The sequence below is a fragment of the Roseateles sp. SL47 genome, from assembly GCF_026625885.1.
Lineage (GTDB): Bacteria > Pseudomonadota > Gammaproteobacteria > Burkholderiales > Burkholderiaceae_C > Roseateles.
Window position 1 is genome coordinate 4,576,909 of record NZ_CP113068.1, and the last position, 25,010, is coordinate 4,601,918.

Annotated in this window: 19 protein-coding genes and 1 riboswitch; of the genes, 10 read left to right on the forward strand and 9 right to left on the reverse strand. The window is 66.8% G+C overall.

Annotation, left to right across the window (positions count from 1 at the left end; genetic code table 11):
- The first annotated feature begins 3 nt into the window (after window positions 1-3).
- A complete protein-coding gene (locus tag OU995_RS19800; RefSeq protein WP_267831783.1) occupies window positions 4-582 on the forward strand; it encodes a DUF4337 domain-containing protein in 579 nt (192 codons plus the stop codon).
- 867 nt (window positions 583-1,449) lie between these two features.
- Window positions 1,450-3,492, forward strand: a complete 2,043-nt coding sequence (locus tag OU995_RS19805; protein ID WP_267831784.1) for a secretin N-terminal domain-containing protein — start codon at window positions 1,450-1,452, stop codon at window positions 3,490-3,492.
- A 138-nt stretch (window positions 3,493-3,630) separates the two neighbouring features.
- On the opposite strand, the gene OU995_RS19810 is transcribed toward OU995_RS19805, so the two are convergent.
- On the reverse strand, window positions 3,631-4,530 hold the full coding sequence (locus OU995_RS19810; protein ID WP_267831785.1) for a LysR family transcriptional regulator: 900 nt from the start codon (window positions 4,528-4,530) through the stop codon (window positions 3,631-3,633).
- A 176-nt stretch (window positions 4,531-4,706) separates the two neighbouring features.
- On the opposite strand from OU995_RS19810, the gene OU995_RS19815 reads away from it, so the two are divergent.
- From OU995_RS19815 to arsC, 3 genes are all read left to right on the forward strand, one after another.
- On the forward strand, window positions 4,707-5,531 hold the full coding sequence (locus tag OU995_RS19815) for an NAD(P)H-dependent oxidoreductase (protein WP_267831786.1): 825 nt from the start codon (window positions 4,707-4,709) through the stop codon (window positions 5,529-5,531).
- A gap of 120 nt (window positions 5,532-5,651) precedes the next feature.
- Window positions 5,652-6,416, forward strand: a complete 765-nt coding sequence (gene xth, locus OU995_RS19820) for an exodeoxyribonuclease III (RefSeq protein ID WP_267831788.1) — start codon at window positions 5,652-5,654, stop codon at window positions 6,414-6,416.
- Window positions 6,417-6,422: 6 nt separating this feature from the next.
- Window positions 6,423-6,845: an arsenate reductase (glutaredoxin) gene (gene arsC, locus OU995_RS19825; RefSeq protein ID WP_267831790.1), complete on the forward strand. Its 423-nt coding sequence runs from the start codon at window positions 6,423-6,425 to the stop codon at window positions 6,843-6,845.
- 75 nt (window positions 6,846-6,920) lie between these two features.
- Here arsC and OU995_RS19830 read toward each other — a convergent pair whose 3' ends face one another.
- Window positions 6,921-7,556, reverse strand: a complete 636-nt coding sequence (locus tag OU995_RS19830) for a bifunctional 4-hydroxy-2-oxoglutarate aldolase/2-dehydro-3-deoxy-phosphogluconate aldolase (protein ID WP_267831792.1) — start codon at window positions 7,554-7,556, stop codon at window positions 6,921-6,923.
- Window positions 7,557-7,576: 20 nt separating this feature from the next.
- Window positions 7,577-9,397, reverse strand: coding sequence for a phosphogluconate dehydratase (edd, locus tag OU995_RS19835; protein ID WP_267831793.1), 1,821 nt, complete (start codon window positions 9,395-9,397; stop codon window positions 7,577-7,579).
- Window positions 9,398-9,538: 141 nt separating this feature from the next.
- On the opposite strand from edd, the gene OU995_RS19840 reads away from it, so the two are divergent.
- On the forward strand, window positions 9,539-10,429 hold the full coding sequence (locus OU995_RS19840) for a DMT family transporter (RefSeq protein WP_267831795.1): 891 nt from the start codon (window positions 9,539-9,541) through the stop codon (window positions 10,427-10,429).
- 133 nt (window positions 10,430-10,562) lie between these two features.
- Complete coding sequence (locus OU995_RS19845; protein WP_267831798.1) at window positions 10,563-11,285, forward strand: gamma-glutamylcyclotransferase; 723 nt, start codon at window positions 10,563-10,565, stop codon at window positions 11,283-11,285.
- A 30-nt stretch (window positions 11,286-11,315) separates the two neighbouring features.
- Here OU995_RS19845 and OU995_RS19850 read toward each other — a convergent pair whose 3' ends face one another.
- Window positions 11,316-11,984, reverse strand: a complete 669-nt coding sequence (locus OU995_RS19850) for a nucleotidyltransferase family protein (RefSeq protein WP_267831800.1) — start codon at window positions 11,982-11,984, stop codon at window positions 11,316-11,318.
- Window positions 11,985-12,130: 146 nt separating this feature from the next.
- Between OU995_RS19850 and pdxH the strand changes: the two genes are divergently transcribed.
- Window positions 12,131-12,766, forward strand: coding sequence for a pyridoxamine 5'-phosphate oxidase (gene pdxH, locus OU995_RS19855; protein WP_267831802.1), 636 nt, complete (start codon window positions 12,131-12,133; stop codon window positions 12,764-12,766).
- Here the strand turns inward: pdxH and OU995_RS19860 are convergent.
- The 4 genes from OU995_RS19860 to OU995_RS19875 form a co-directional block, all read right to left on the reverse strand.
- Window positions 12,763-15,135 carry a TonB-dependent receptor gene (locus OU995_RS19860; RefSeq protein ID WP_267831804.1) on the reverse strand — a complete coding sequence of 791 codons (2,373 nt, stop codon included), beginning with the start codon at window positions 15,133-15,135 and terminating at the stop codon, window positions 12,763-12,765. The genes pdxH and OU995_RS19860 overlap by 4 nt on opposite strands.
- 269 nt (window positions 15,136-15,404) lie before the next feature.
- Entirely contained in the window at window positions 15,405-15,845 is a 441-nt protein-coding gene (locus tag OU995_RS19865) for a hypothetical protein (protein WP_267831806.1), read from the reverse strand.
- Between the two features lie 438 nt (window positions 15,846-16,283).
- Entirely contained in the window at window positions 16,284-16,877 is a 594-nt protein-coding gene (msrA, locus tag OU995_RS19870; protein ID WP_267831807.1) for a peptide-methionine (S)-S-oxide reductase MsrA, read from the reverse strand.
- Window positions 16,878-16,937: 60 nt separating this feature from the next.
- A complete protein-coding gene (locus tag OU995_RS19875; RefSeq protein WP_267831808.1) occupies window positions 16,938-21,065 on the reverse strand; it encodes a DUF748 domain-containing protein in 4,128 nt (1,375 codons plus the stop codon).
- 61 nt (window positions 21,066-21,126) lie between these two features.
- On the opposite strand from OU995_RS19875, the gene OU995_RS19880 reads away from it, so the two are divergent.
- Complete coding sequence (locus OU995_RS19880; RefSeq protein ID WP_267831809.1) at window positions 21,127-21,894, forward strand: YdcF family protein; 768 nt, start codon at window positions 21,127-21,129, stop codon at window positions 21,892-21,894.
- 224 nt (window positions 21,895-22,118) lie between these two features.
- Here OU995_RS19880 and OU995_RS19885 read toward each other — a convergent pair whose 3' ends face one another.
- On the reverse strand, window positions 22,119-23,672 hold the full coding sequence (locus OU995_RS19885; protein WP_267831810.1) for a UbiD family decarboxylase domain-containing protein: 1,554 nt from the start codon (window positions 23,670-23,672) through the stop codon (window positions 22,119-22,121).
- A 266-nt stretch (window positions 23,673-23,938) separates the two neighbouring features.
- On the opposite strand from OU995_RS19885, the gene OU995_RS19890 reads away from it, so the two are divergent.
- Entirely contained in the window at window positions 23,939-24,802 is an 864-nt protein-coding gene (locus OU995_RS19890) for a lytic transglycosylase domain-containing protein (RefSeq protein ID WP_267831811.1), read from the forward strand.
- Window positions 24,803-24,850: 48 nt separating this feature from the next.
- A riboswitch (ZMP/ZTP riboswitch) is annotated at window positions 24,851-24,996 on the forward strand.
- Window positions 24,997-25,010: the final 14 nt, after the last annotated feature.

Genomic DNA, 25,010 nt, shown 5'->3' on the forward strand with positions numbered 1-25,010 from the left:
TGAATGTCCGGCAGTCATTTCCATGTCCACGGCCCGCATGACCACGAGCTGGAGCATGCCGCCCAGCACGAACCCAAAGGGTTGGGGGGCCAATTGGCGGTGATCACCGCCATCCTCGCCACCGTCGGTGCCTTCTTCAGCTACATGGGCGGCGCCACCCAGGCCAATGCGGGCCTCTATAAGAACAACGCGGCCATCACCAAGACCGAAGCGGCCAACCGATGGAACTATTTCCAGGCCAAAAGCAGCAAGCAGAATCTGGCGGAGCTGGCCATCGAATTGGCCCCCAATGAGGAGCAGAAGGCGAAGTACCGGGACAAGGTCGCCCGCTACGAATCCGAGAAGAACGAGATCAAGACCGAGGCCGAAAAACTCGAAGCCGAGTCCAAGGAATGGGATCACCGCAGTGACGAGCAGATGCACCTGCACCATCGCTGGGCCCAGGCCACCACCGCGCTGCAGATCGGCATTGCCCTGGCCGCCATCGCCTTGCTGACCCGGCGCCGCTGGCTGGAATTCGGCACCATCGGGGTCGGGGTGGTGGGCGTCGGCCTGGGCGTCGCGGCCTGGCTGCACCTGTGATGCACCGCTGATGCGCCCGTGATGCACCTGTGATGCACCGCTGACACGCTCTGGCGCGCGCTGGCGCCTCTCTCAAGCATTGCTGCCACCGCGAACAGCCGCTGGACGCAGGTGCCAGGCGCATTGCCACTGGCCTCACACCTTGTCAGCGCTGACACAGACACCTCCACGTCCAGGCGATTTCATCGGCCCCTTGCTGCGGATGTGTCAGCCGGGTGCATTTGAGATCCATCAGCTTCACAACTCTCGTCTCGCAGGCAACCGCGCAGCAACCCGACGCAGTTGAAATGTCCAGCCTGACCGCCCGATGTCCCGGGCGGCTGCTGCCTGCACCTCGAGACGTTGAAGAATCCTGCCTCTGAAGCCGCCCGCCTGTGTGCCCTGCCCTGGCTGCGCCGGCCGATCCCCTCCCGTCGCCTGAGCGCTTTTCGAGCGCGCCATCGTCATGCCTTGCTGCAGCCCTGTGCCGGCCATGGCAGGCGCTACGGCCTGCAAGCCTGGGCAATGGGGCCTGCCAGTGCCCTGCTGAGCGCCGTGGTGGTCCTGTGCCTCGTTGCGCAGGGCGCCCGAGCCGCCTCGGACCCCAATACCAACGGTCGTGGGCCGGCAGTGGCCGACAGAGCAAGCACGCCGCCGACGGCCCCGGCAATGCCCGGCGGACCAAGCGGACCGGGCGGACCGGGCACACCTGGAGCGCCTGGAGCGTCTGGCGCCTCCGCTTCACTCGACACGACTTCCGCCCCTGCCGCCCCCTCCAGAAGCAACAAGAAGACATCCCGCAGCGCGTCGGCCCCCTCCGGCGCGGTGAGCCCTGCCGGCACCGCTTCTGCGGCCGGGTCGGGTGAAGCGGGAACCGCCACCTGGTCCATGACCCCGGCACCGTCCGCTGCGTCCGCCACCTCCAAGGGCAAAGGCAAAGGCAAGGCCACCGCCAACCCGGCCATGAGCAGCGCGTCGCTGGCCGTTGTGAAGTTCGTGGATGCTGACGTGGATGCCGTGGCACGCGCCGTGGCCGCCATCCTGGGCCGGCCCATCCTGGTGGACCCCCGGGTGAAGGGCAAGATGACCCTGGTCAGCGATGAAGGGCTGACCCGCCCGCAGGTCTATCAATACTTTGCCGGCACGCTGCGCGGGCTGGGATATGCCGTCGTCGAGAACGCCGGTCTGCTGAAGATCGTTCCGGAGGGCGATGCCAAGGTGCAATCCGGCACGGTCATGGCCGGTCCGGATGCGCGGACGCAAGATCAGATCGTCACCCGCATCTTCCAGTTGCAGTATGAGAACGCCAGCAATCTGGTGTCCGTGCTGCGGCCGCTGATCACCGCCAACAACACCATCAACGTCAACCCGGGCAACAACTCGCTGGTCATCACCGACTATGCGGACAACCAGAACCGGCTGGCCGCGATCATCGCCGCGCTGGACACCCCCAGCGCGACCGATGTGGAAGTGATTCCGCTCAAATACGTGCAGGCGGCCACCGTCGCCCAGATCGTCTCCAAGATGGTGGAGGGTGTGCAGCGTGCGCAGAACGGCACCACGGGCGGCACGGCGGGCGCGCAGCCGGCGGGCACTGCGGCCCAGTCGGCAGCGGGCAGCGGGCCCGGCGCTCAGGTGTATGCGGACATCAGCAGCAATGCCCTGCTGGTGCGCGCCCCGAATCAGGCGCGCCTGCAGGCCATCCGTGCGCTGGTCTCGCGGCTGGACAAGCCCGGCAGCAATGGCATTGCCGGCAGCACCCTCCATGTGATCTATCTCAAGCATGCGGAGGCCACCCGCCTGGCCTCCGTACTGCGCGCAGCCTTTGCCGCCCAGGACACCAACAACGGCCTCTCCAGTTCGGATGGTGGCAGCAGCGGCGGTGGCGGGGGGGGCAAGTCGGGGGGAAGCTCCACCGCCTTTGCGTCGATGTCGGGCGGCTCCAGCAGCGGGTCGGACAGCAGCGCCAGCAGCAGCACCTCCAGCAAGCAGTCCACGGCGCCGGTGTCCGCCGCCGCCGAACCGTCCACCGGCGGCTTCATCCAGGCGGACCCGGCCACCAACGCACTGATCATCACCGCTTCCGAACCCAGGTTCCGCGAACTGAGCGCCGTGGTGGACCTGCTGGACTCCAATCGGGCGCAGGTCTATGTGGAATCGCTGATTGTGGAGGTCGATGCCAGCAAGGCGCTGGATGTGGGCATCCAATGGAAGCAGATCTTCAACATCAGCAGTTCCACCGACCTGACACTGGGTACGGTCGTCACCGCGCTGGAGTCGATGTCCGGCACCAACATCCTCTCGACCGCCAATCTGGTGACGCTGGACAACGAAGAAGCCAAGATCGTGGTAGGGCAGAACGTGCCGTTTGTGACGGGCTCCTACACCACCACCAGCAGTAGCAGCAGTTCACCGTTCCAGACCATCGAACGCAAGGACGTGGGCATCACGCTGCGCATCCGGCCGCAGATCGGCCCGAATGGCAGCATCCGGTTGACCATCTATCAGGAGTCGTCTTCGGTGTCGTCCACCACCACCCCCGGCACGACCAATGCGGGGCCGACCACCAATAAGCGCTCGGTGGAATCCACGGTGACGGTGAAGGACGGCAAGATCATCGTGCTGGGCGGGCTGATCGAGGACAGTGATACGGCAGATGCGGACCATCTGTATGGGCTGGCCCGGATCCCGCTGATCGGCGGGCTGTTCAGCAGCCGCAGCCATACGCGCAAAAAGACCAACCTGCTGGTGTTCCTGCGGCCGGTGGTCATGCTGGACGATGATGCAACGGAGCGGCTCACCATGGACCGCTACGACATGATCCGCGCCCGGCAGCAGGCGCTGCCGGAGAACGTACGCAACATTCTGCGGGACGAGCCGCCGCCGGCCTTGGTGCCAGCGCAGGAAGCGGCGGCGAAATCTCAGCCGTAAAGGATGCAAACGCCGGATGGCGCCGGTGGAGCCGCTGACGCGGCCTCACCGCGCGGTCACCGCAGCATTTCTCCGCCATCTCCGCGCTCCGTCCGCACCCTCTCGGCGCCCTCCGCGCATCCTCATCAGCGACACCGCTCAAGGTCCAGCCAAAGCCAGGATCTGCTCGCGCAGCCACCGCTGGGCCACATGCCCATGGTTGCGCTCGTGCCAGACCATACCCATCTCGAAACCTTCGATCGGCAGCGGGCACTCCATCACCTGCAGCCCCGCTGCACGCCCCTTCACCAGCCGCTCCGGCACCAGGGCGACCAGATGGGAGCGGGCCACCAGATCCGGCACGAAGAGGAACGACGCCGCCGACAGCACCACCCGCCGCTGCAGCCCATGAGCCGCCAGCACCTGGTCCACCGGTGAGCTGAACGCGCCACCTGCGGGCGACACGATCACCTGTTCCAGCCGCGCAAAACGTCTGGGGGTGAGCGGGCCCTGCAACTCCGGATGCCCTCGCCGGCCGATCAGCACATAGCGCTCATGGAACAAATGGCGCAGGCGGGCCGACGGCGGCGCCTCGCTGGGCATCAGAAGGCCGATGTCCACCTCCCCGCGGGCCAGTTGCCCATCGATCTGATGCGGGTCCATATGCCGAACGGCGATACGCACACCGGGCGCCTGCCGCAGCAGGCGCAGCACCAGCGGCTGTACCAGCGCGGTCTGCATGTAATCCGACGCGGCAATGCTGACGGTGAGGTCGGCCGTGGCGGGATCAAACTGCAGGTGCGAGGTGATGGCGGAACGAACCTGGTCGAGCGCATCACGCAGCGGCTGCACCAGGTCCAGGGCCTTGGCCGTGGGCGTCATGCCGCGCTGGGCGGGGAGCAGGAGCGGGTCGTCAAACAGGTCCCGCAGGCGGTTGAGCTGAGCGCTTACCGCAGGCTGGCTGAGATGAAGCCGGGCTGCGGCACGGGTCACATTGCGTTCCGCCAGCAGGGCTTCCAGCGTGACCAGCAAATTGAGATCGAGGCGGCTGGTATCCATGGCATCGATAGTAGGCCAAGACCATCATGATTTCACAGATGGCAGACAGGCGCCCACACTGGTGGTGAGCCATGCGCCAGTCGCCAGTCGCCAGTCGCCAGTCGCACTGAACCGCGATCCATGCGCCCGGCTCACCTGCCCCGCACTGCTCTCCAACATTCCCCGAGGTATTCACCATGAACGCAAGCCACCCCACCACGGGCGCCGCCCCATCGCACTCCCGAAACGTGCTCCTGGTTCACGCGCACCCGGAACCCAGCTCCCTGACGCGCTCCATGGTGCAGGCCGGGCGAGAAGCGTTGGAGCGCCAAGGCCATCGAGTGCTGGAGTCGGACCTCTACGCCATGCGCTGGAAGGCGGTTTATGACGAAGACGATTTTCCGCAGCGTCTCGACGCCGAACGCCTCTGCTTCGTGGCGGAATCCGGCCATGCCTATTGCAGCGGCACCCAGCCCGCCGACGTGGTGGAAGAACAGCGCAAGGTGTTGTGGGCGGACCTGGTGATCCTGCAGTTCCCGCTGTGGTGGTTCGGCATGCCCGCCATCTTGAAGGGATGGATCGACCGCGTATGGGCTCAGGGGCTGGCGTATGGATTCCGGGGCGAAGGCAACCGCTACCGTTACGGTGAAGGGGGTTTCCAGGGGCGCCGTGCCATGGTGTCAGTGACCACGGGCGGGCCGGACAAGGACTACGGCCCGCGCGGCATCAACGGCCCGCTGGACGCCCTGCTGTTCCCCATCACCCACGGCACCTTGTTCTACCCCGGCATGCAGGTGCTGCGAACCCATGCGGTGCATGGCGTTGGGCGGATGGACGATGCCGGCGTGACAGCGGCGCTGGCGGCCTGGCAAGACCGTCTCACGACGGTGTTCAATGAAGCTCCGCTGGCCTACCGACCGCAAAACGGCGGGGATTTCGACACCCGCCGTCATGAACTGCGCCCCGAGGTGGCACCGGGTATGGAAGGCATCGCCGCACATCTGGGGGCGCCGGGCGCTTGACCTGGGGACAGCACGGGACAGCACGGGACAGCACGGGACAGCGAGCAACTGCGTCGCTGTGTCGGATAGGATCGAGCGTCGCGCGCACTCCCCTGCGCGCGATTCTCTCTTTGGATGACCATGAAATTTGCCACCTGGAACGTCAACTCCCTGGCCGTGCGCCTGCCTCAACTGCTGGACTGGCTCGCCGCCAACCCGGTCGATGCCATCGTGCTGCAGGAAACCAAGCTGACGGACGACAAGTTCCCTGCCCAGGAGATTCAGGCCGCCGGTTATCAGGTGCAATGGTTCGGCCAGAAAACCTACAACGGCGTCGCGCTGATCAGCAAGGCACCCGCCACCGACATCGCCCGCAACATCCTCGGTTATGCCGATGAGCAGGCGCGGGTCATCGCCGGCACCGTGGCGGGTGTGCGGGTGATCGGTGCCTACTTCCCGAACGGGCAAGCCCCCGACAGCGAGAAGTTCGTCTACAAGATGGCCTGGCTGGATGGCCTTCGCGCCTGGGTGACCGAGGAGCTCAAGACCCACCCCAAGCTCGTGCTGATGGGCGACTTCAACATCGCGCCCGAAGACCGGGACGTCTACGACCCCGTAGCCTGGGCCGGCCAGATCCACTGCACCCCCCAGGAGCGGGAGCACTTCCAGCAGCTTCTCGGCATCGGCCTGGTGGATGCCTTCCGGCTCTTCGAGCAGCCGCCCAAGAGCTGGAGCTGGTGGGACTACCGCAACCTGGCCTTCCGCAAGAACCAGGGCCTGCGCATTGACCACATCCTCGTCAGTGAAGCGCTCAAGCCGTGCGTCACCGCCTGCGTCATCGACAAGCTGCCGCGCAAAAATGAAAGGCCGAGCGACCATGCGCCGGTCATCGTCACCCTGGACTGATACACCATGAACCCGATCGTCATCTATCACAACCCGGCCTGCGGCACCTCGCGCAACACGCTGGCGCTGATCCGCCATGCCGGCCTGGAACCCACCATCGTTGACTACCTGAAGACGCCGTTGGACAAGGAAGGCCTGCGCTCGCTGGTGAGCGCCACTGGCGAACCGGTGCGGGCGCTGCTGCGCGCCAAGGAATCCAAGGCCGCTGAATTGGGGCTGAACGACCCCGCCGTGAGTGACGAGGCCTTGCTCGAGGCGATGGCCGCCCACCCGATCCTGATGAATCGGCCGGTGGTCATCACGCCGCTCGGCACCGCCTTGTGCCGGCCGTCAGAGCGGGTGCTTGAACTGCTGCCGGTGGGTCCCCTGCCCGTCTTCACCAAAGAGGACGGTGAAGTGGTGGTGGACAGCGGCGCGCGCCGCCGCTGAACGGTCCCGCGCCGGGCCGACATCCGGTCGGTCGGCCTGTTGCAAGGCCCGGGCGTCTTGCCCGGGCTGCCCGTTTCAGCCGCGCAAGGCGCCGGCTTCCTGCGCCAGACGCGTGATGCGGGCCCAGTCGCCCGACTTCACCGCATCCCCCGGCGTCAGCCAGGACCCCCCACACACCTTCACATTGGGCAGGGCCAGGAAGTCCGGCGCCGTCTGCACGGTGATGCCGCCAGTGGGGCAGAAAGCGATGTCGGGGAACGGGCCCGCCAGCGCCTTGAGCAGATTGGTGCCGCCCACCGCCGTGGCCGGAAACAGCTTCAGGAATCGGTAACCCGCGTCCGCCGCCATCATCACTTCGCTGGCGGTGGACACCCCTGGCAGCAGCGGCAGGCCTTGCGCCTCGCAGGCACGGGCCAGTTCGGGCGTGAAACCCGGGCTGACCGCAAAACGGCTGCCTGCCTGCTTGGCTGCGGCCGCATCGGCGGCCGTGCGCAGCGTGCCCGCGCCGACGATGGCTTCCGGCACTTCCTTCGCAATCGCCGCAATGGCGTCCAGCGCCACCGGCGTGCGCAGCGTCACTTCCAGCACCTTCACGCCACCGGCCACCAGGGCCTTGGCCAGCGGCACCGCGTGCGCCAACTGGTCAATGACGATCACGGGAATCACCGGGCCATGCTGGGCCAGGCTCAGGGTATCGAGGGTCTCGCTCATGAGTTCTTGTCCTTGTTCGATTACAGCCAGGTCACGGCGCCTTCTTCGGCGCTGGACACATTGCGGCGCATGCCGGCAAACAGCTCGCGGCCCAGGCCCTCGCCGTTGTCACGAACCGCTTCCGGCGTGATCTGGGCGATGTCGCGGGCGACCCAGGTGGCATCGTCCACCAACGCGGTCAGCTCGCCGCTGTTGGCGCAGACCCGCACCCGGTCGCCGTCACGCAGCCTGGCCAGCGGCCCACCCGACAGCGCTTCCGGGCTGACATGGATCGCGGCCGGCACCTTGCCGGACGCGCCGCTCATGCGGCCATCGGTCACCAGCGCCACCTTGAAGCCCTTGCCCTGCAACACGGCCAGCGGCGGCGTCAGCTTGTGCAGTTCCGGCATGCCATTGGCCTGAGGGCCCTGGAACCGCACCACCACCACCACATCCCGCTCCAGCTCACCCGCCTTGAAGGCGGCCTGCATGGCTTCCTGGCTGTCAAAAATGCGGGCGGGCGCTTCCACCGTATGCCGGTCTTCCGGCACGGCGGACACCTTGATCACCGCACGGCCCAGATTGCCGGCCAGCAGCTTGAGGCCACCCGTGGGCGAGAACGGCGCCGCAGCGGTCCGCACCACGGTCTCGTCAGCGCTGCCTGCAGGCAGGTCGCACCAGCGCACCGAGCCATCTTCAGCCCGCTCGGGCAGCCGGGCATAGGCGCTCAGGGACTGGCCGGACACGCTGGTCAGCACATCGCCATGCAAGGCGCCTGCGCCCAGCAGTTCGCGAATCACAAAACCCGGGCCGCCCGCGGCCTGGAACTGGTTCACATCGGCGCTGCCGTTGGGGTAGACACGTGCCAGCAGTGGCACCACGGCGGAGAGGTCGGAGAAATCACTCCAGTCGATCAGGATGCCGGCCGAACGGGCCACGGCCACCCAGTGGATCAGATGGTTGGTGGAGCCGCCGGTGGCCAGCAGGGCCACCATGGCATTCACGATACAGCGCTCGTCCACCAGTCGGCCGATCGGCGTGTAGTCGCGTTGGGGGATGATGCCCAGCAACTGGCGCACCGCTTCACGGGTCAGCGCCTCGCGCAGGCCATCATGCGGATGCACAAAGGCCGCCCCCGGCACATGCAGGCCCATGGCCTCCAGCAGCATCTGGTTGCTGTTGGCGGTGCCGTAGAAGGTGCAGGTGCCGGCGCCGTGATAGGCGGCGGACTCTGCCTTGAGCAGTTCGTCGCGGCCCACCTTGCCCTGGGCATACAGCTCGCGGACCTTGGCCTTGTCGTTGTTGGACAGACCGGAACTCATCGGCCCGGCCGGGACGAACACGCAGGGCAGATGCCCGAAGTGCAGAGCCCCGATCAGCAGGCCCGGCACGATCTTGTCGCAGATGCCCAGCAGCAGTGCGCCGTCAAACACGTCATGAGACAGCGCCACGGCCGTGCCCATGGCAATCGTGTCGCGCGAGAACAGGCTCAGCTCCATGCCGGGCGTACCCTGCGTCACGCCGTCGCACATGGCCGGCACACCGCCCGCCACCTGCGCGGTCGCCCCCTGGCGATGCACTTCGTCGCGGATCAGCGCCGGGTAGCCTTCATACGGTTGATGGGCCGACAGCATGTCGTTGTAGGCGGTGACGATGCCCAGATGGGGCGCCTTCTCCGCCACGATGCGCAGCTTGTCGTTCTCCGGCAACGCGGCCACCGCGTGGGCGACATTCGCGCAGCCCATCCGCTGCACACCGCGCTGGCGGCGGGACATGCGGTCGATCAGGTCCAGATAGCGCTCGCGGCTGGCGGCGCTGCGGGCACGGATGCGAGCCGTGACCTCGAGAAGCGTCTTGTTCATGCCTGCTGCCGATGTAACTCGGCTTGGGTTGGATTGGTAACCATATTACACGCTCGGAAGCGAGCCTTCGAGGGCTTTTCCGGGTACGGGGAAGTTACGGGGCAAGTCGGTCGCCTGTGGTTTTAAGCCATAGTGCGGCCCATGTCATCGCAGCCCCCGACCCGCCCCGCCATTGAAGCGCTGTATCCCCTGCTGTTTGTGGTGTTGTGGAGCACCGGTTTCATCGGTGCGAAGTTCGGACTCCCCGATGCAGCGCCGCTGACGTTTCTGGCGTGGCGATATGCGGCCGTGATCGTGCTGATGGGGGGCCTCGTGGCGCTCACCCGCGCGCCATGGCCGAAGGCCTCCGGCGCGTGGGCCCATATTGCCGTGTCCGGTCTGCTGGTGCATGGGGTGTATTTGGGGGGTGTGTTCATCGCCATCAGCCATGGGCTGCCGGCCGGCATCACGGCCTTGGTGGTGGGCCTGCAGCCGGTGGTCACGGCGGTGGGCGCCCGTGCCTTCCTCGGTGAACAGGTGCTGCCGAAGCAGTGGGCCGGGCTGGCGCTGGGCTTTTTGGGCGTGGGACTGGTGGTGGCCGCCAAAACCTCGTCCGTGCCCACCCAGGCACTGATGACCATGCTGACGCCCGCCGTTGTGGCCTTGCTGGGCATCACCGCCGGTACGCTGTACCAAAAACGGTTCTGCCCGTCCTTTGACCTTCGCAGCGGGGCGGTGATCCAGTTCGTGCCCTGCCTGGCGCTCACAGCGGCCCTGGCCCTTGCCACGGAAGACACCACCGTGAACTGGACACCCTCCTTCCTCTTTGCGCTGGGCTGGCTGGTGCTGGTGCTGTCCATCGGGGCCGTGAGCCTGCTCAACCTGCTGATCCGACGCGGCAGTGCGGTCCATGTGGCCAGCCTGTTCTACTTGACACCCCCCACCACGGCCGTGATCGCCTGGGCGCTGTTTGGTGAGACGCTGCGCGGCCTGGCCATCGTTGGCATGGGCCTGGCGGTGTTCGGGGTGTGGCTGGCACGCGGCAAGCGCTGACCCGGCCCGCTCAGACGCCCGGGCCCGCCGTGGCCAGTGCGGGGCGCGAAACAGCCGTCACGGCATGTGTCAGCCCCGCTCCGTTTGTGACTACCCCGCGACGACGCAGCGGTGCTTGTGGCAGTATCAAACCATGTTGCATGCGCCCGCTTCCGCTGCCCAGGCCTCTCCGACGGCAGCCCCATCGCCCCCCTCCGGCTCCCCCCCTGCGGCCACGGGTCTCGCGCCCGGCGCTTGTCCGCAGAATGACCCGCTGGCGGGCGCCCGGGTGGAAGATCTGCCGGCCCACAGCCAGGACTGGCTGCAGCGTTTCCAGACCGAATGGGACCGCAGCACGGGCCTCTGGATCTTTGCCTACGGTTCGTTGATGTGGAACCCAGGCTTTGCGCCAGCCGATACCCTGGTGGCCAAGGTGCAGGGCTACCACCGGGCGCTGCGGCTGCGCTCACTGGTCAATCGCGGCAGCGCGGAACAACCCGGGTTGGTGATGACCCTGCTCTCTGGCGGCAGTTGCCGGGGCCTGGTCTATCGCATTGCCCCGGAGCGGGCAGAGGCCGAACTCCAGCGGCTGTGGCTGCGTGAAATGGTGGTGGGCACCTATGTGCCACGCTGGCTGCCCTGCTTCAGCGAGGCGGGTGAGCACCGGGCGCTGGCTTTCACCCTGTCCCGCCGCAGCCCGGGCTGGGCGGGTGACCTGTCCGAAGAACGGCTGCTTCACATCCTGCGGCATGCACGCGGCCGGTACGGCACCACGCTGGACTATCTGGAACGCGCCGTGAACTGCCTGCGGGACCATGGCATTCACGACAGGTCCCTGGAACATCAACTGGCGCTGGCGCGAGCCCACGGGCTCTGAGGGTTCATCAAGAGCCCCTTGCGGGGCCGCTCAGTCCCCCACCCCACCGCCCGCGCGCTGCAGGCGGCTGCGCGCCGAGGCCGGTGTGGGCACGGCCGGGTGGACCGACAGCACCCGCTCCAGATCCTCCACCGTGTCCACATCCACCAGCACGCCGGGATCGTCCACATCCACGGCCTGGGCGGGAAAGCGGGCCAGCAGCTTGCGGGCGCCCTCGTCGCCCTGCAGGGCGGTCAACTCCGAAAACAGCTCTGCACTGAACCCCACGGGGTGCCCCCGCTGGCCGTCATATTGCGCATAAGCAATCGGGTCGTGCTCCAGGGCCCGTGCCACCGCCATCAGGCTGCTGGCCTGCAGCAGCGGCATGTCTGCCGGGACAATCAGCCAGCCCGGCGCGTCGCCCGTGGCGGCCACACCCGCAGCAATCGAATGCCCCATGCCCACGGGTGCGGGCCGCCCTAGCCGGTCCTGCGCAGGCAGCACCAGCATGTCGCGCTCCGCCACATGGTTCCTGACCAACGGGGCCAGGCTCTCGGAGGTCACCACCACGAAACGCAATCCGGTGGCCATCGTCTGGCGCAGGGTGTGAGCCAATACCGTTTCCCCACCCACCAACTGCTCGAGCTTGTGACCTTCGCCGCGAAAGCGTTGGCCACGTCCTGCCGCGAGCACGACGACAGCCGGTCGTCGCTGATTCATGCGTACTTCCTTCAGGTTGATTCCTCGCTGCGGCTGACTCTTGGCATGGTCAGTTGTGCTGAGCATGCCTGCCCTGGGCGCATCGTCACACCCGGAGTTTCACGACTGGGAGCTTTACCTAAGGATTCGCCCCATACTTCACCCTTATGGACAAACTCGCAGACCTCCGAAAGAGCTACGAACGCGACGAGCTCGATGAAAACGCTTCGGCTTCAGAGCCCCTGGCGCAATTCCAGCAATGGCTGCGCCAGGCAATGGACGCCAAGATACCCGAACCCAATGCCATGACCCTGGCCACAGTGGGGTCGGATGGGCGACCTTCAACCCGTATCGTGCTCATCAAGGATATGGATGAGCGTGGCCTCGTCTGGTACACCAACTACAACAGCCGCAAGGGTCAGCAGCTGGCCCAGAACCCCTTTGCGGCGCTGCAGTTCCACTGGGTCGAGCTGGAACGGGTGGTGAGGATTGAAGGCCGCGTCGAGACCGTGGACGCGGCCCAGTCAGACACCTATTTCGCGTCCCGCCCCCTGGATTCGCGCCTGGGCGCCTGGGCGTCGCCGCAAAGCCAGGTGATCAGCAGCCGCGCCGTGCTGGTGGCCAATGCCGCCAAGGCAGCGGCCCAGCACGGCCTGAACCCCAGCCGGCCGCCGCACTGGGGCGGCTACCGGCTGGTGCCGGACCGGTGGGAGTTCTGGCAGGGCCGCCGGTCACGCCTGCATGACCGGCTCTGCTACCGCCTGGCCGACGGGCAGTGGCTGCGAGAGCGCCTGGCGCCTTAGAACTTCACCTGAACGCCGGTGAAGATGCTGCGGCCCGGCAGCGGGGTCAGGTCGCGGATGGTGGCCACGCTGCTGGCGCTGTACGCCAGCTTGTTGGCCAGGTTGTCCAGCTTGACGTACCACATCGCGTCATAGCTGCCCAGGTCGAAATGGCGGGCCACATTCAAGCGCAGCGTGCCGTAGCCCGCCGTCGGTGTGTCCAGTTCAGGCACGCGGTTCTGACGCGCGGCACCCCGCACTTCCGCCTGCACCAGCCACGGCCCCCGCTCCGCCTGCAGCGACAAGGTGCCATGCAGCGGGGCCAGACGCGGCAGGGGCTCCCCGGTCAGGCGATTGGTGCCGCGCACCAGATCCACCGTCGTGCCCAGGGTCAGGTCCCAGCCCGCCACCGAGGGCAGCGGCTGACGCCCTTCCAGCTCCAGACCATGCATCCGGGCCGGCACACCGCGATAGACATACACCGGGATGGACTCCGCTTGCCCCTCATCATTGGTTTCCGTCACCGTCTGACCATTGGCATCCATGGCGAGGAAGTTGGAGAAGCGGGTCTGATAGACCTGCAGGCTCCACTTCGCACCGTTCTGCTGCCAATGCAGGCCCAGGTCCACCGACTTGGCCTTTTCCATGCGCAGCGATTGGTCGCCAATCTCAAACGCACCCGAGGCCACGTGGACGCCATTGGCGAACAGCTCATAGAAGGTCGGAGCGCGCTCCGAGCTGCTGGCGCTGCTCGACAGGCTGAAGCCACTGCCCAGATCCACGGCGCCTGACAGCGAGAAGCTGTTGGGGCTGAACCGCTTGGAGGTGGGTGCACCGAAACGTTCTTCGTCACCACCCGTGGACGACACCGTCACACGCTCCGACCGGGCACCTGCCTGCAGGCTCCACGGGCCGGACTTGAAGTTCTCGATCAGGAACAACGCGCCGGTGCGGGTGGTGGTGTTGGGCACCAGCGCCTCGTCGCCCAAGGCGGAGAAATCGCTGTTTTCCCATTGCCACCCCAGCACGCCCTGCAGCGGGCCCCAGGGCGTCTGGATGGCGGCATGCTGCGCTTCAATGCGGGCATCCTTGCCGTCCGACTGGAAGGTGGTGCCGACGGCACCATCCCCTTCAATCTCCTGGTGCTTGTAACGGCTGCTGGCGAATTGCCATTGCACACGCGCCAGGCCCGGGAACACATCGCGCCATTCGCCGGCGGTGGCAATGCGCTGGCGTTGCATCTCGATGCGGGTATCCGGCTCCACGGTCACGCCGTAATTGTTGTGATAGTCCTCCACCGAGACGCCGGCATAACCGTCGGAGAAGAAGAACGATCCGCCCAGCGCGCCGCTGCGGCTGTGGCTGTCGGAGTTGCGCACATGCGTACCGGTGTTGCCCTCGCTGTCGGTGAAGCGCGGCACCCGCTGGTCATCGGCGTGGCGGTCGGCGGCATCCACATGCCAACCGAACTGCGACGTGCCCCCATCCAGCACGGCGGCGCCGCCGTATTCATTGGAAGCGCCCCCCAGGCGCACTTCGGCTGCGCCGTTGATGCCGGGCTGCGGCGCGCGGGGAATGCGGTTGTCCAGGGCGTTCACCACACCGCCAATGGCATTGCCACCGTACTGCAGGGCCGCCGCGCCGCGAAGCACTTCAATGCGGGTGAGCACCAGCGGATCCACCGGCAGCGCATGGTCGAAGCTGAGGCTCGACGCATCCACCGACGAGCCCGAATTGCTCAGCATCTTGACACGGTCCCCATCCAGGCCGCGCAGCGTCGGGCGGTTGCTGTTAGGACCGAAATAGGTCGAGCCCACGCCGGACATGTCTTCCAGCGTGTCCCCAAGGCTGGAGCCGCGCTTGAGTGTCAGCGCATCACCGCTGAGGGTCTGCACGGGAGCCACCAGGTCACGCAGGCCCAGTGGGTTGCCGGTGACAACCACCTGCTGGAGGCTCTGCTTCTGGCGGGGCTTGGTGGATGCCGTGCTGTCACCGGACGAAGCGCCTGGGCCACTGCTGCCGCCGGTGCTGGTGTTGGCGCTCGTGCTGGCGCTGGTGCTGGTGCCGTCAGCAGGAGACGAGTCTGCAGCGGCCCCAGCCCCGGGGGCTGCGGCGGCAACGGTCGACGAAGCGTTGGAAGACGAGTTGGAAGGCGCCTTGGACGACGCGTTCGAACTAGCGTTCGAAGAAACGGAAGACGAGGCGGATGCGCCAGCTGCCTCTGGCCTGGCGGCGTTGACGGGCGTGGATTGGGCCATGGCGGCGCCCCAACCCAGCGCGAGCACCAGGCTCAGGGCCTGCGCGACCGGCGACAGGTTCGGACGTGAGACGTCGCACGCCCCCAAGGAAGACAACGCGGTAGAGACCACAACCGGAGAATGCATGGACATGACTTTTTCTTTCTGGTTGGCGGCACGCGGACTCGGTCCGGCCTCATCCCTCGATGAAGATCGGAGCCAGGCAGGCATCGACCTCACACGCCCGCACATGGGCGATGGATCGACCTGAGGCGCCGCGGCGCCAAGGACACAACAGGTGGCGCTGAACGCGGCGAGGCGTGGGCCGCGCAGTGATCAGCGAAGAACAGGAGGTGTGGAGGGCGTCAGCCGCAGGCCGCTCCACCGTTGTTCACACAACGGCGGATGCAACAGGGCTGATGTCATGCCGCAGGCGGCGCGCGAGCAAGCGCGCGCCAGACTTGCGCCACGGTGGCGCTGTGCGGGTGGGGTGTGGCCACCGGATGGTCCGGCAGCAATGCAGTCCAGGCGAGCGCCTGGGAGATGGGGCCCAGCGCGGTGCTGAGCTGATCGAGCAATTGGCAATCGCCACTGCCGGGCAGATGGCCCAGGGAGGACGGCTGGATGTCGTGGGCAGGGTTGGCCCCTGCCGCCCACGAGGACGCCAACAGCAAGCGCGGCGCCACACTGCCACCGTGTAACGCCCGGTGCACCAGCCCCAAGGCCTGAAAGCCCAGCAGCGACACCACGCACACCAGCACCCACCACCGCAGCACATGCGGCAGCGCAGGCATGCCGATGCAGATGCCGTTGCGGGCATGGTGCGGAGGAGACCGATGGGCGGCTGTGGGCGGGGCGAACATGGCAGCAGATCGAAGAAGCTGCGATTGTGCCTGTGCGCGGCGGGCGCTGTCTGAAGTCACCGGCCTCCGGTTGGGGGAGCCCCCCCTTCCGGGCGGAGGCCAATGACAAGTGGCGCCACGCTGCCCAAGGGTCGGCGCGGTGGCATGCGGTTGACGTGACTCGGGCGAAAACCGCCCTCCCCTCGCCGTGAAGGGGACCATCTGTGGCGTTTGCAGTACGGGACGGCCAAAACAGAGCGGGACGGCAAAGGCAACCGCCACAGCAGCGTCTGGCGCCCCTTCCCGCGTTGCGCTCACACGCCGCCAAGCGCGCCACCAGAGCTGGTACCTCCACCGGTTGCCGTCACGGACCGGTCTTCAGCCGCCCGCCGTCAAGAAGCAGCCTCCATCAGCAGCCCTCAACAAGCAGCGCTCACCTCCGGCCCTCACGACTGGTGCTCAGGCGGAATCCGTCCGGACCAGTTCCTTGAACTTCTTCATGAACTTGTCCACCTTGGGCGCCACCACAAAAGCGCAATAGCCCTGCTCCGGATGGTTCTCGAAGTAGCGCTGGTGGTAGGCCTCGGCCGGCCAGTAGTTCTGCTCCGGCTGGACTTCCGTCACCACCTTGCCGCCATGGGCGTGATTGGCTTCATCCACCACCTGACGGATCTCACCCAGCTGGTCCCCCCGGTGGTAGTAGATGCCGGAGCGGTACTGCGTGCCCACGTCCGCGCCCTGCCGGTTCAGCGTCGTCGGGTCGTGGACGGCAAAGAACACCTGCAGCAATTCACCCAGGCTCACCACTGCCGGGTCGAAGCGCACGCGCACCACCTCGGCATGGCCCGTCTGGCCGGAACACACCTGCTCGTAATTCGGGTTCTGCAACGGGCCATTGGTGTAGCCTGATTCGACCGAGCGCACGCCCTTGACCTTCAGGAAGACGGCTTCCGTACACCAGAAGCATCCCCCTCCCAGGGTGATGACGTCCTCGGACTGGCCGGGGCCGCCGGGGGGGGGTGTCGAGCCGGGAGTGGGGGTCGCGGTGCTCATCGCATCGTCCTTTCTTGCAGTGATCCAGGCCATATGGGGATGAAAACCCACAAGCCAAGGTCATTGGGTGCTGAGGGCCAGATCCACCTTGGGCTGCCAAGCCGGGCTGTCACTCCGGGCGCCGTCCTTGCTCTCATGCAGCTTGGGGGACGCCAGGAACATCCGCGCGTTGGGCACACCCTTGGTGATCAAGGCATCCCGCACGACCACCGATCGCTGCAGAGCCAGTTCGCGCATCTGCTCGTCGGTGACCGTATAGCTGTCCAGCAACAGTTCGCGCATCTCGGCGGCCGGGATGTCCTTGGCCAGCCCCAGCAGATTTCGGGGCTTGTTGGGCAGCTTGGCGTTCTCGTAGACGACCTTCAGCAGCCGCTGCCGCTGGACGTCGTCCAGGGTGATGGCGGTAGCAGTGGTGATGGCGGTGGCGACAGCGGCACCAGCGGCGCCAGTGGCGCCACTGGCGGCATTGGGTAGAGCGACTGCAGTGGCAGAGGACGCGGCAGCTTCCGGCCCCTGCTGCCGGCGCAGCTCACGCCGCCGCTCGGCCACCATGGCCTCTTCCAGACGGACCGCCTGCGCCGCACGACGTTCACCCGCCGGATCCACCCAGCCGGTGATGCTGAGCTGCAGCGACGGTTTTTCTGCCAGCACCTTGGCCACCTGGCTCAACGCCTGATCCGTGGCTGGCGGCAGCGCCGCCGTGCCTGGGTTGAACGACAGCTCGCTCATGTCCACCCCACCGCCTCCGGACAACAGCGAAAACGGCGCCGTCAGGGCCTTGGTCAGCAGATTGGTCAGCAGCTTCACCACCACCCCACCCACGCTGAACTCGGGGTCATTGATGGAGCCGCTGACCGGCAGGTTGATGTCGATGACGCCGTTGCTGTCCTTCAGCAAGGCCACGGCCAGGCGCACCGGCAATTGGGTGGCGTCGGGGCTGTCGATGCGATCACCAAAGCTCAATTGGTTCAGAACGATCTTGTTTTCCGCCACCAGCTGGCCGCTCGGGTCAATGCGGTAGTGCACGCGGGAAGAGAGTTTTCCGCGCTCGATCGCGTAACCCGCGTACTTGCCGGCATAGGGCGACAGCGGGGCCAGCTCGATATCGGTCGCGCTGGCGGTAATGTCCAGCGCCAGCGGCGACCCACTGGGGTTGAGCTGACCGTTGATGTCCAGCAGCCCCGTCCCTGCCACCCGTCCACGCAATTGCAGCGGCGCCATGTCGGGCGAGCCGGCCGAGAAGCTGCCAAGCGTACCCGTCAGCTCGGTCAGCTGGGCGGTGTAGTTGGGTTTGACAAATCGGTCGGTGAAGTCGACCCGGCCGGCATTGACCTGGGTTTCGCGGATGCTGAGACGCAGCGGAGGTGAGGCGGCGCCAGCAACCGCTCGAGCATTTGTGGCGGGCGCCGAACTGGCCGCCGCCACCAGCGGGGCCACCGGCGCCGAGGCCGCATGCGTTCCCGCCACGGCCTGCCCTTGTGAGGTCTGGCGCAGGTCGCGCAGGTTCAGCCGCCCCTGCTCGCTGATGATCAGCCGGGCATAGAACTCATCCAGGCTGGCCTGGCGGATGGCGATGTCCGGCACACCAGCCGGGGCCATCTGCAGCTTGAACCCGGACAGGCGCAAGGCCTGCCAACTCAACAGGTCTTCGGCCGATCGACGCCGACCTTCCTGCAAGCGCGCCTGACGTAGCCGCAGATCAGACAACTGCAGATCGCCGCCCGCCTGCAATTGCGGCCCGGCGGGGAGCAGCGCCAGGCTCACATCGCCTTTGAAACTCCCCTCGGCCCGCTGCAGGTGGATGCCGATGGAGGGATCCAGATAGGGGTCGGCCCAATGCAAGGGCAGGTGTTCCGCCTGCAAGCGGCCATTGAGGCGCACCGGGGCCAGGGCCACCTGGCCGTCCCACTGCAGCCGCGCGGCTTCGCGCAGATTGCGGCGCCTGGAATCGGGCCGGCGAGCCACCAGTGACACACGCACCGGTACGGCCTGGCGCAGTTGGCGGCCATCCCAGTCCAGGTGGGCCAGGCGCACCGAGAGGTCCTGAACACCGATGGGGCGCACCGGTTCATCGTCCAGAACATGCGTCAACTGGTCCATCAATTGGACCTGGCCGCCCTCCACGACCAACTCGGCCAGCCGGGCTCGCCAGGGAGCCGAGGCGGTGACCGGCGTTGGCGTTGGCGTTGGCGTTGGCGATGCTGCCTTGGGGCGCGACTCCATCGGATCGGTCAGCCTCAGCACAGGGCGCCCGGGGGGTTCTGGCCGAGCGCTTGCGCTGCCCGGCGTGGCGCTCACGGTCCAGTTGGCCCAGTTCCAGCGCCCGGCGCCATCCCGTGCCAGTTGCACCTGAGGCTGCTTCACCGTCAGGCGACCCAGCGTGATGTCCTGGCTGGCGGGCACCACGTCGACCTTGTCCAGGCTGGCATCAGCCAGGCTGACCACCGGATTGCGGCCTTCGCGCAGTTCCAGCGAGCTCAGCCGCAAGTCGCGCAGCCGCAGCTGGAGCTGCTCACCCTGCGGGCTGGCTTTCACCTGGCCCTGCACGGCCAACTGCCCACTCAGGTCCAGCGGCGTCACGGTGTGGAGATAAGGGGCCAGCCAGGCCAGCGACAGTCGGTCCAGTTGCCAGTCCAGTGTCACACCTGCCGGACCGACCTGGCCCTTGGCCTTGATGTTGGCGGACTGCGGGGCGGCGGCTCGGGCCCCTGCTGCGGGCGTCGCCGTGGCCGCATTCCTGCTGGTGGCTGGCTTCAAGCCAAGGGGCGCAGGTGTGCCTGTTGCTGCAGCCGATGGTGTGGATGGCAGGCCCGCCGCCTGAAGCGTGGCCGACAGCTCCACCGGTGCGGCCTGCCGGGCCAGGGGCCAGTTGAGACCGTTGCCCTTGACATGGAGCCCGTCCAGCCGCCACTGGGCCGCAGGCGACACGGCGGCATCGTGGAGGGACACCTGCCCTTGCATCAGTTCCAGCCGCCGCAGTCCGAAGCGCCAAGCTGCGGGGGCGGACGACACGGCAGTTGTGGCACGAGCGGCCCCTGCCGAGTCCGCCGTTGATCCCGCCGTTGATGGGTTGCGGCCTCCACCCCCTTCCGGCATCGGCCACCCCAACCGACCTTGCGCATCCCGCGTCAAGCGCAACGCCGGTCCCTGCACCGTCAGCGCGTCCAGCAGCACCTGATGCTTGAGCGGCTGCACATCCGCCAGACCCACGGTCAGGCGCTTCCAACGCAGCCAGTCCTCCCAGCCGGCGTCTTGTCCCGTCTTTGCAGCCCCGGCACTACCGGGCGCCACCGCCTGACCGCCCTCATCCCGCCGCTGCAGCGCCAGGTCACGCAGCTCCGCCTCGCCACTGATCTTCAGCTCCGGCCCCTGTTCAAGCGGCTGCCGGAAATCCACCACCAGGTGAGCATCCAGCCATCCCGAAGCCAGACGCATCGGCAAGGCCTTTGGCCAGTAAGCGCGGTAGGTGGACAGATCCATCGCGTCCAGCTTGAATTCCAGGCGCGCGGTGCGGGTCCTGGCAAACGGCTGGGCCTGGGCTTGGGTGCTGAAAGCCACCCCATTGAGCTGCCCGGCCAGGTGCGGCTGCACCGTCACTTCCACATCCGTATCCAGGGTGGAGAGGAATGGCACGCCCAGTTGCAGGCCACTGAGGCGATGCGCCATGCCGGCCTGTCGGTCGTCGACCTGCACGTCGCCCTGCGTCAACTCGATGTTGTAGAGGGCCAGCGGCGGCTCCTTGTCAGACGCCTCCTGCGTGGGCGTGGAGGAACCCCGCAACCTCGCCAGGATGTCATCGACATTCGTGCGCCCCTCCCCCAACACAGCCAAGCGCACCTCCGGCCGGGTGATCCGCAGCGCAGAGAGGATCGGCGCGAAGTGCCACACCGAGCGCGGTGACAGCACCACCTCCACCTGTTGAACGGCCAGCAGCGCAGGCGCTTGGGCGTCCGGCCCTGCGATCCGCACGCCGTCCAAGGTCAGCGCCAGCCGCCAGGGGCTGAAGTGCGCCGCCTCCAGCGACACGGTCCGGCCCAGTTGCTCGCTGGCCCACTTCCCCCCCTGGCGTTCAATCCAGAAGGGCAATGCTGCCCAGGTCAGCAGGAGCACCACCGCCAGGATCAGCACCAGCCCCAGCACAGCGCGAATCAGGCGCCGGGGCCATGTGGGTAAAGCAGCGAACAGCACGTGACAGCCGATGGAGTCGTTGAAGGCCCGATTATGCTGGTGTGCTCAACACCGGACACCGATGAACGAACTCATCCATAGCCTCGCTGCCTGGCTGCTCCCTCCCATGGGTGCGGTCCCCCTGCTTCTGATGGCCTGGTGGTGGCGGGTCCGGCGCGCCCGACTGGCCACCGGCCTGTTCATACTGGCCCTGGTGGGCTTGTGGGTGGGCAGCAGTGACATGGGCGCGCAATGGTTGCAGGACCGCCTGCTGGGTCGTTATGAGCCGCTGGCGCTGGAACGCCTGACACAGCGCCCGCCCGAGCAGACCGCCATCGTGGTGTTGGGAGCCGGCGGGCGGCTGATGGTGCCTGAATATCACTCCGCCCAGCTCAAGCCCCTGTCGATTGAAAGGCTGCGCTACGGCATCTGGCTGGCCCGCCAGTGCCACTGCCCCTTGCTATTTACCGGTGGCACGGGCCGCGCCGCCAAGCCGGGCCAGCCCAGCGAAGCCGCCTTGGCCGACCGACTGGCCCGCGAGCAGTTCGGATTCGAGCCCCGCTGGCTCGAAGACCGGGCCTTTGACACGCGGGAGAACGCGCTCTATAGCGCTCAGATGCTGCAGGGGACCGGCGTACGCCGGGTCCTCCTGGTCACCCATGACCTGCACATGCGGCGATCGCTGCGGGCCTTCCGGGCGGCGCTTCCGCCCGACATCGAGCTGATTCCGGCACCCATCGGCCTGAGCGGCGAAGGCCTGGAATGGCGCGATGCCCTGCCCTCGGCGGATGGGATCGCCCGTGCGCGTTATCTGGGCTATGAATGGCTCGGCTGGATCGCCGGCCACTGAATTCGCATCTCTATATAGAGTCCACAAAGAGAAACCCCCTCCAGGCCGGAGATTCCGGACCAGGAAGGGGTGGGCGGACCAGCCGCCTTTGGGGCTCCGCAGCCATCTGCCGCAGGGCTCCTGGCGCGCAGTGACTGCGCCAGAGGAAATGCCTCGAAAGGCCCTACAAGCTTAGGTGGGGGCCTCCCCGCTTTCAAGGCGGCGGCGCCTGCCACCCCCGCAAATCAGCCCCCGAACAAACGCTTATATAAATCTTGCGCGCGGGCTTTTTGCTCGGCCGGCATCTCGATCACCCGCCCCCATTCGCGGGACGTCTCACCGGCCCACTTGTTGGTGGCATCCAGACCCATCTTGCCGCCCAGGCCGCTGACCGGGGATGCAAAGTCGAGGTAGTCGATCGGGGTGGACTCCACCAGCGTGGTATCCCGCGCCGGATCCATGCGGGTGGTGATGGCCCAGATCACGTCCTGCCAGCTGCGGATGTCCACATCCTCGTCCACGATGACAATGAACTTCGTGTACATGAACTGGCGCAGATAGCTCCACAGGCCGAACATCAGCCGTTTCGCATGGCCGGGATACGCCTTGCGGATGGAGATGACCGCCATCCGGTAGCTGCAGCCCTCCGGCGGCAGATAGAAGTCAACGATCTCCGGGAACTGCTTTTGCAGGATGGGCACGAACACCTCGTTCAGCGCCACCCCCAGCACGGCGGGCTCATCGGGCGGCTTGCCGGTGTAGGTGGAGTGATAGATGGCGCCCTCCCGCTGTGTGATGCGGTTCACTTCGAAGACCGGGAACCAATCCTGTTCGTTGTAATAACCCGTGTGGTCGCCAAACGGCCCTTCCAGCGCATGCAGGTAGCCGCCCTTTTCCTTGAGCGGCACGCCGTCTTCGCTGTGACCGGTAAAGCCTGGCTCCGCAGGCGGAATGCAGCCTTCCAGCACAAATTCAGCGCTGGCGGGCACCTGCAGCATGCGGCCGGCCTCCCCCACCTGGGTGTCCGCCAGTTCGGTGCGGGAGCCGCGCAGCAGGCCGGCAAACTGGTATTCGGACAGGGTGTCCGGCACCGGCGTGACGGCCCCCAGAATGGTGGCGGGGTCCGCCCCAAGCGCCACCACGATGGGGAACGCTTGTCCCGGATTTGCCAGTGCGAAGTCCCGGAAATCCAGGGCGCCGCCCCGGTGGGCCAGCCAGCGCATGATGAGCTGGCGCCGGCCAATGAGTTGCTGGCGATAAATCCCCAGGTTCTGGCGCAGCCGCGGTTGGGCGATCGACTGCGGCCCCCGGGTGACCACCAGCCCCCAGGTCAGCAGCGGGCCGATGTCTCCTGGCCAGCAGGTCTGGATCGGCAGGCGCTTGAGATCCACGTCCGGCCCCTCCACCACCTGCTCCTGGCAGGGGGGACGGCGCACGACCGAGGGTTTCATGTCCCACAAGGCCTTGGCCATCTGGGCCAGGCGCCCCACGTCCTTCAATCCCCGAGGCGGTTCCGGCTCTTTGAGGCTGGCCAGCAGTTGTCCGACCTCCCTCAATTGAGTGGTCGACGCCGCGCCCATGCCCAAGGCCACCCGACGTGGGGTTCCAAACAGGTTGGCCAGCACCTTTGTGCGATAACCGCTCGGTTGTTCGAACAGCAGCGCGGGCCCTTCTGCCTTGAGCACCATGTCGCTGAGGGCCGTCATCTCCAGCACCGGAGACACCGGCTCGCCGACGCGACGCAGCTCTCCCATGCCTTCCAAAGCGCCGATAAAGTCACGCAAATCTCGATACTTCATAACTAAAAGAAATTTAGAAGAGCCCCCATCAGCTTGACGGGTTATTTTTGGTCCCTAGAATCGCGCCCTGCCCTGCTTTCAGGGTAATCCCGGCCTTCGCTTTTGGGACAGCAAGGTCGGCCCGCTGCCAATGGACGCCGGAAGTCCAGTTGCCTCGTCTCTCTGCAGAGACGGATGAGGCTCAGGTCTGATCCGGCCCATTATCGCCACCCCTCGTGGGGGCCTCGTTGAGGGGCCTTTGCTGGGATGTCGGAGAAAGGAGTCGCATGACAGCGCGTTCGCATGTTCTTTCCCTCTCGCTCCAGGCGCGTTCTGCCCTGGTCTTGTTTGTCAAGGATATTGGCCAGGGTCTTCTGGTCGTCAGTCACAACACGCTCGCCCTGCTTGGATTTGCCGTTCTGGCCATCGGCATCGTGTTCGCCAGCCAGGCAGATCTCCGCCAGGACACCGAAAGCAAGGTGCTGGGCTGGCTGAATGCCCGCCATGAAGCCCGTGTGGAAGCCTCCGGTGATGTACTGGCCCTCATGGCCGAGCCGGACGCCATCAGCCGAGCCACTGCGGTAGACCCGAAGCAGCTCACCCACCAGCAGGCGGCGGTGGCGCAATATCTGGCGCGCCGCTACCGCGTGGCGCCGGAGCCGGTGAGCCGCCTGGTGAAGGAAGCCTGGGAGGTCGGGCAGCGCGCCCGCGTGGACCCCACGCTGATCCTGTCCATCATGGCCATTGAGTCGGGGTTCAACCCCTTCGCCCAAAGCTCGGTGGGCGCCCAGGGTCTGATGCAGGTGCTGACGCGCGTGCATGACGACAAGTACGAAGCCTTCGGCGGCAATCTGGCCGCGTTCGACCCCATCACCAACCTGCGGGTCGGCGTGCAGGTGCTGAAGGAGTGCATTCAGCGCGCGGGCAGCATCGAAGAAGGTCTGCGCCGTTATGTGGGCGCCGCCAATCTGCCGGACGACACCGGTTATGCCGCACGCGTGCTGGCTGAGCAGGACCTGCTGAAGATGGTGGTGGCCGGCCGCAATGTGTCGCCCAACGCACCTCGTCCGGCCCGCGAGCCGTCGTCGGCACCGCAACCCAGCCCTCCGAATGGAGAGCAGGTTGCCATGGTGAGCCACCCCACTCCCTGAGCCCCGTGCGTGCCAGGCCCCTCGCCACAGTTGCGGCGGAGGTACACTTGGCGCTCGCGCAACTGGCGATGAGGCCGGGCAGCTACGCCGGGCCAAGGTGGGTCACCACCGGGGAGCGCGAACGACGTTGAATCCGTGACGGCCATGGCCGGGCGGGTTCTTCGTTGTCAGTGCCGTTCGCCTGGGCCGCCACTCGCAGTTGCGCACG

Bases quoted from the DNA above. Each gene is read 5' to 3' on its own strand.
- OU995_RS19800 (WP_267831783.1), top strand. From the start codon at position 4: ATGTCCGGCAGTCATTTCCATGTCCACGGCCCGCATGACCACGAGCTG.
- OU995_RS19805 (WP_267831784.1), top strand. From the start codon at position 1,450: ATGACCCCGGCACCGTCCGCTGCGTCCGCCACCTCCAAGGGCAAAGGC.
- OU995_RS19810 (WP_267831785.1), bottom strand. From the start codon at position 4,530: ATGGATACCAGCCGCCTCGATCTCAATTTGCTGGTCACGCTGGAAGCC.
- OU995_RS19815 (WP_267831786.1), top strand. From the start codon at position 4,707: ATGAACGCAAGCCACCCCACCACGGGCGCCGCCCCATCGCACTCCCGA.
- xth (WP_267831788.1), top strand. From the start codon at position 5,652: ATGAAATTTGCCACCTGGAACGTCAACTCCCTGGCCGTGCGCCTGCCT.
- arsC (WP_267831790.1), top strand. From the start codon at position 6,423: ATGAACCCGATCGTCATCTATCACAACCCGGCCTGCGGCACCTCGCGC.
- OU995_RS19830 (WP_267831792.1), bottom strand. From the start codon at position 7,556: ATGAGCGAGACCCTCGATACCCTGAGCCTGGCCCAGCATGGCCCGGTG.
- edd (WP_267831793.1), bottom strand. From the start codon at position 9,397: ATGAACAAGACGCTTCTCGAGGTCACGGCTCGCATCCGTGCCCGCAGC.
- OU995_RS19840 (WP_267831795.1), top strand. From the start codon at position 9,539: ATGTCATCGCAGCCCCCGACCCGCCCCGCCATTGAAGCGCTGTATCCC.
- OU995_RS19845 (WP_267831798.1), top strand. From the start codon at position 10,563: ATGTTGCATGCGCCCGCTTCCGCTGCCCAGGCCTCTCCGACGGCAGCC.
- OU995_RS19850 (WP_267831800.1), bottom strand. From the start codon at position 11,984: ATGAATCAGCGACGACCGGCTGTCGTCGTGCTCGCGGCAGGACGTGGC.
- pdxH (WP_267831802.1), top strand. From the start codon at position 12,131: ATGGACAAACTCGCAGACCTCCGAAAGAGCTACGAACGCGACGAGCTC.
- OU995_RS19860 (WP_267831804.1), bottom strand. From the start codon at position 15,135: ATGTCCATGCATTCTCCGGTTGTGGTCTCTACCGCGTTGTCTTCCTTG.
- OU995_RS19865 (WP_267831806.1), bottom strand. From the start codon at position 15,845: ATGTTCGCCCCGCCCACAGCCGCCCATCGGTCTCCTCCGCACCATGCC.
- msrA (WP_267831807.1), bottom strand. From the start codon at position 16,877: ATGAGCACCGCGACCCCCACTCCCGGCTCGACACCCCCCCCCGGCGGC.
- OU995_RS19880 (WP_267831809.1), top strand. From the start codon at position 21,127: ATGAACGAACTCATCCATAGCCTCGCTGCCTGGCTGCTCCCTCCCATG.
- OU995_RS19885 (WP_267831810.1), bottom strand. From the start codon at position 23,672: ATGAAGTATCGAGATTTGCGTGACTTTATCGGCGCTTTGGAAGGCATG.
- OU995_RS19890 (WP_267831811.1), top strand. From the start codon at position 23,939: ATGACAGCGCGTTCGCATGTTCTTTCCCTCTCGCTCCAGGCGCGTTCT.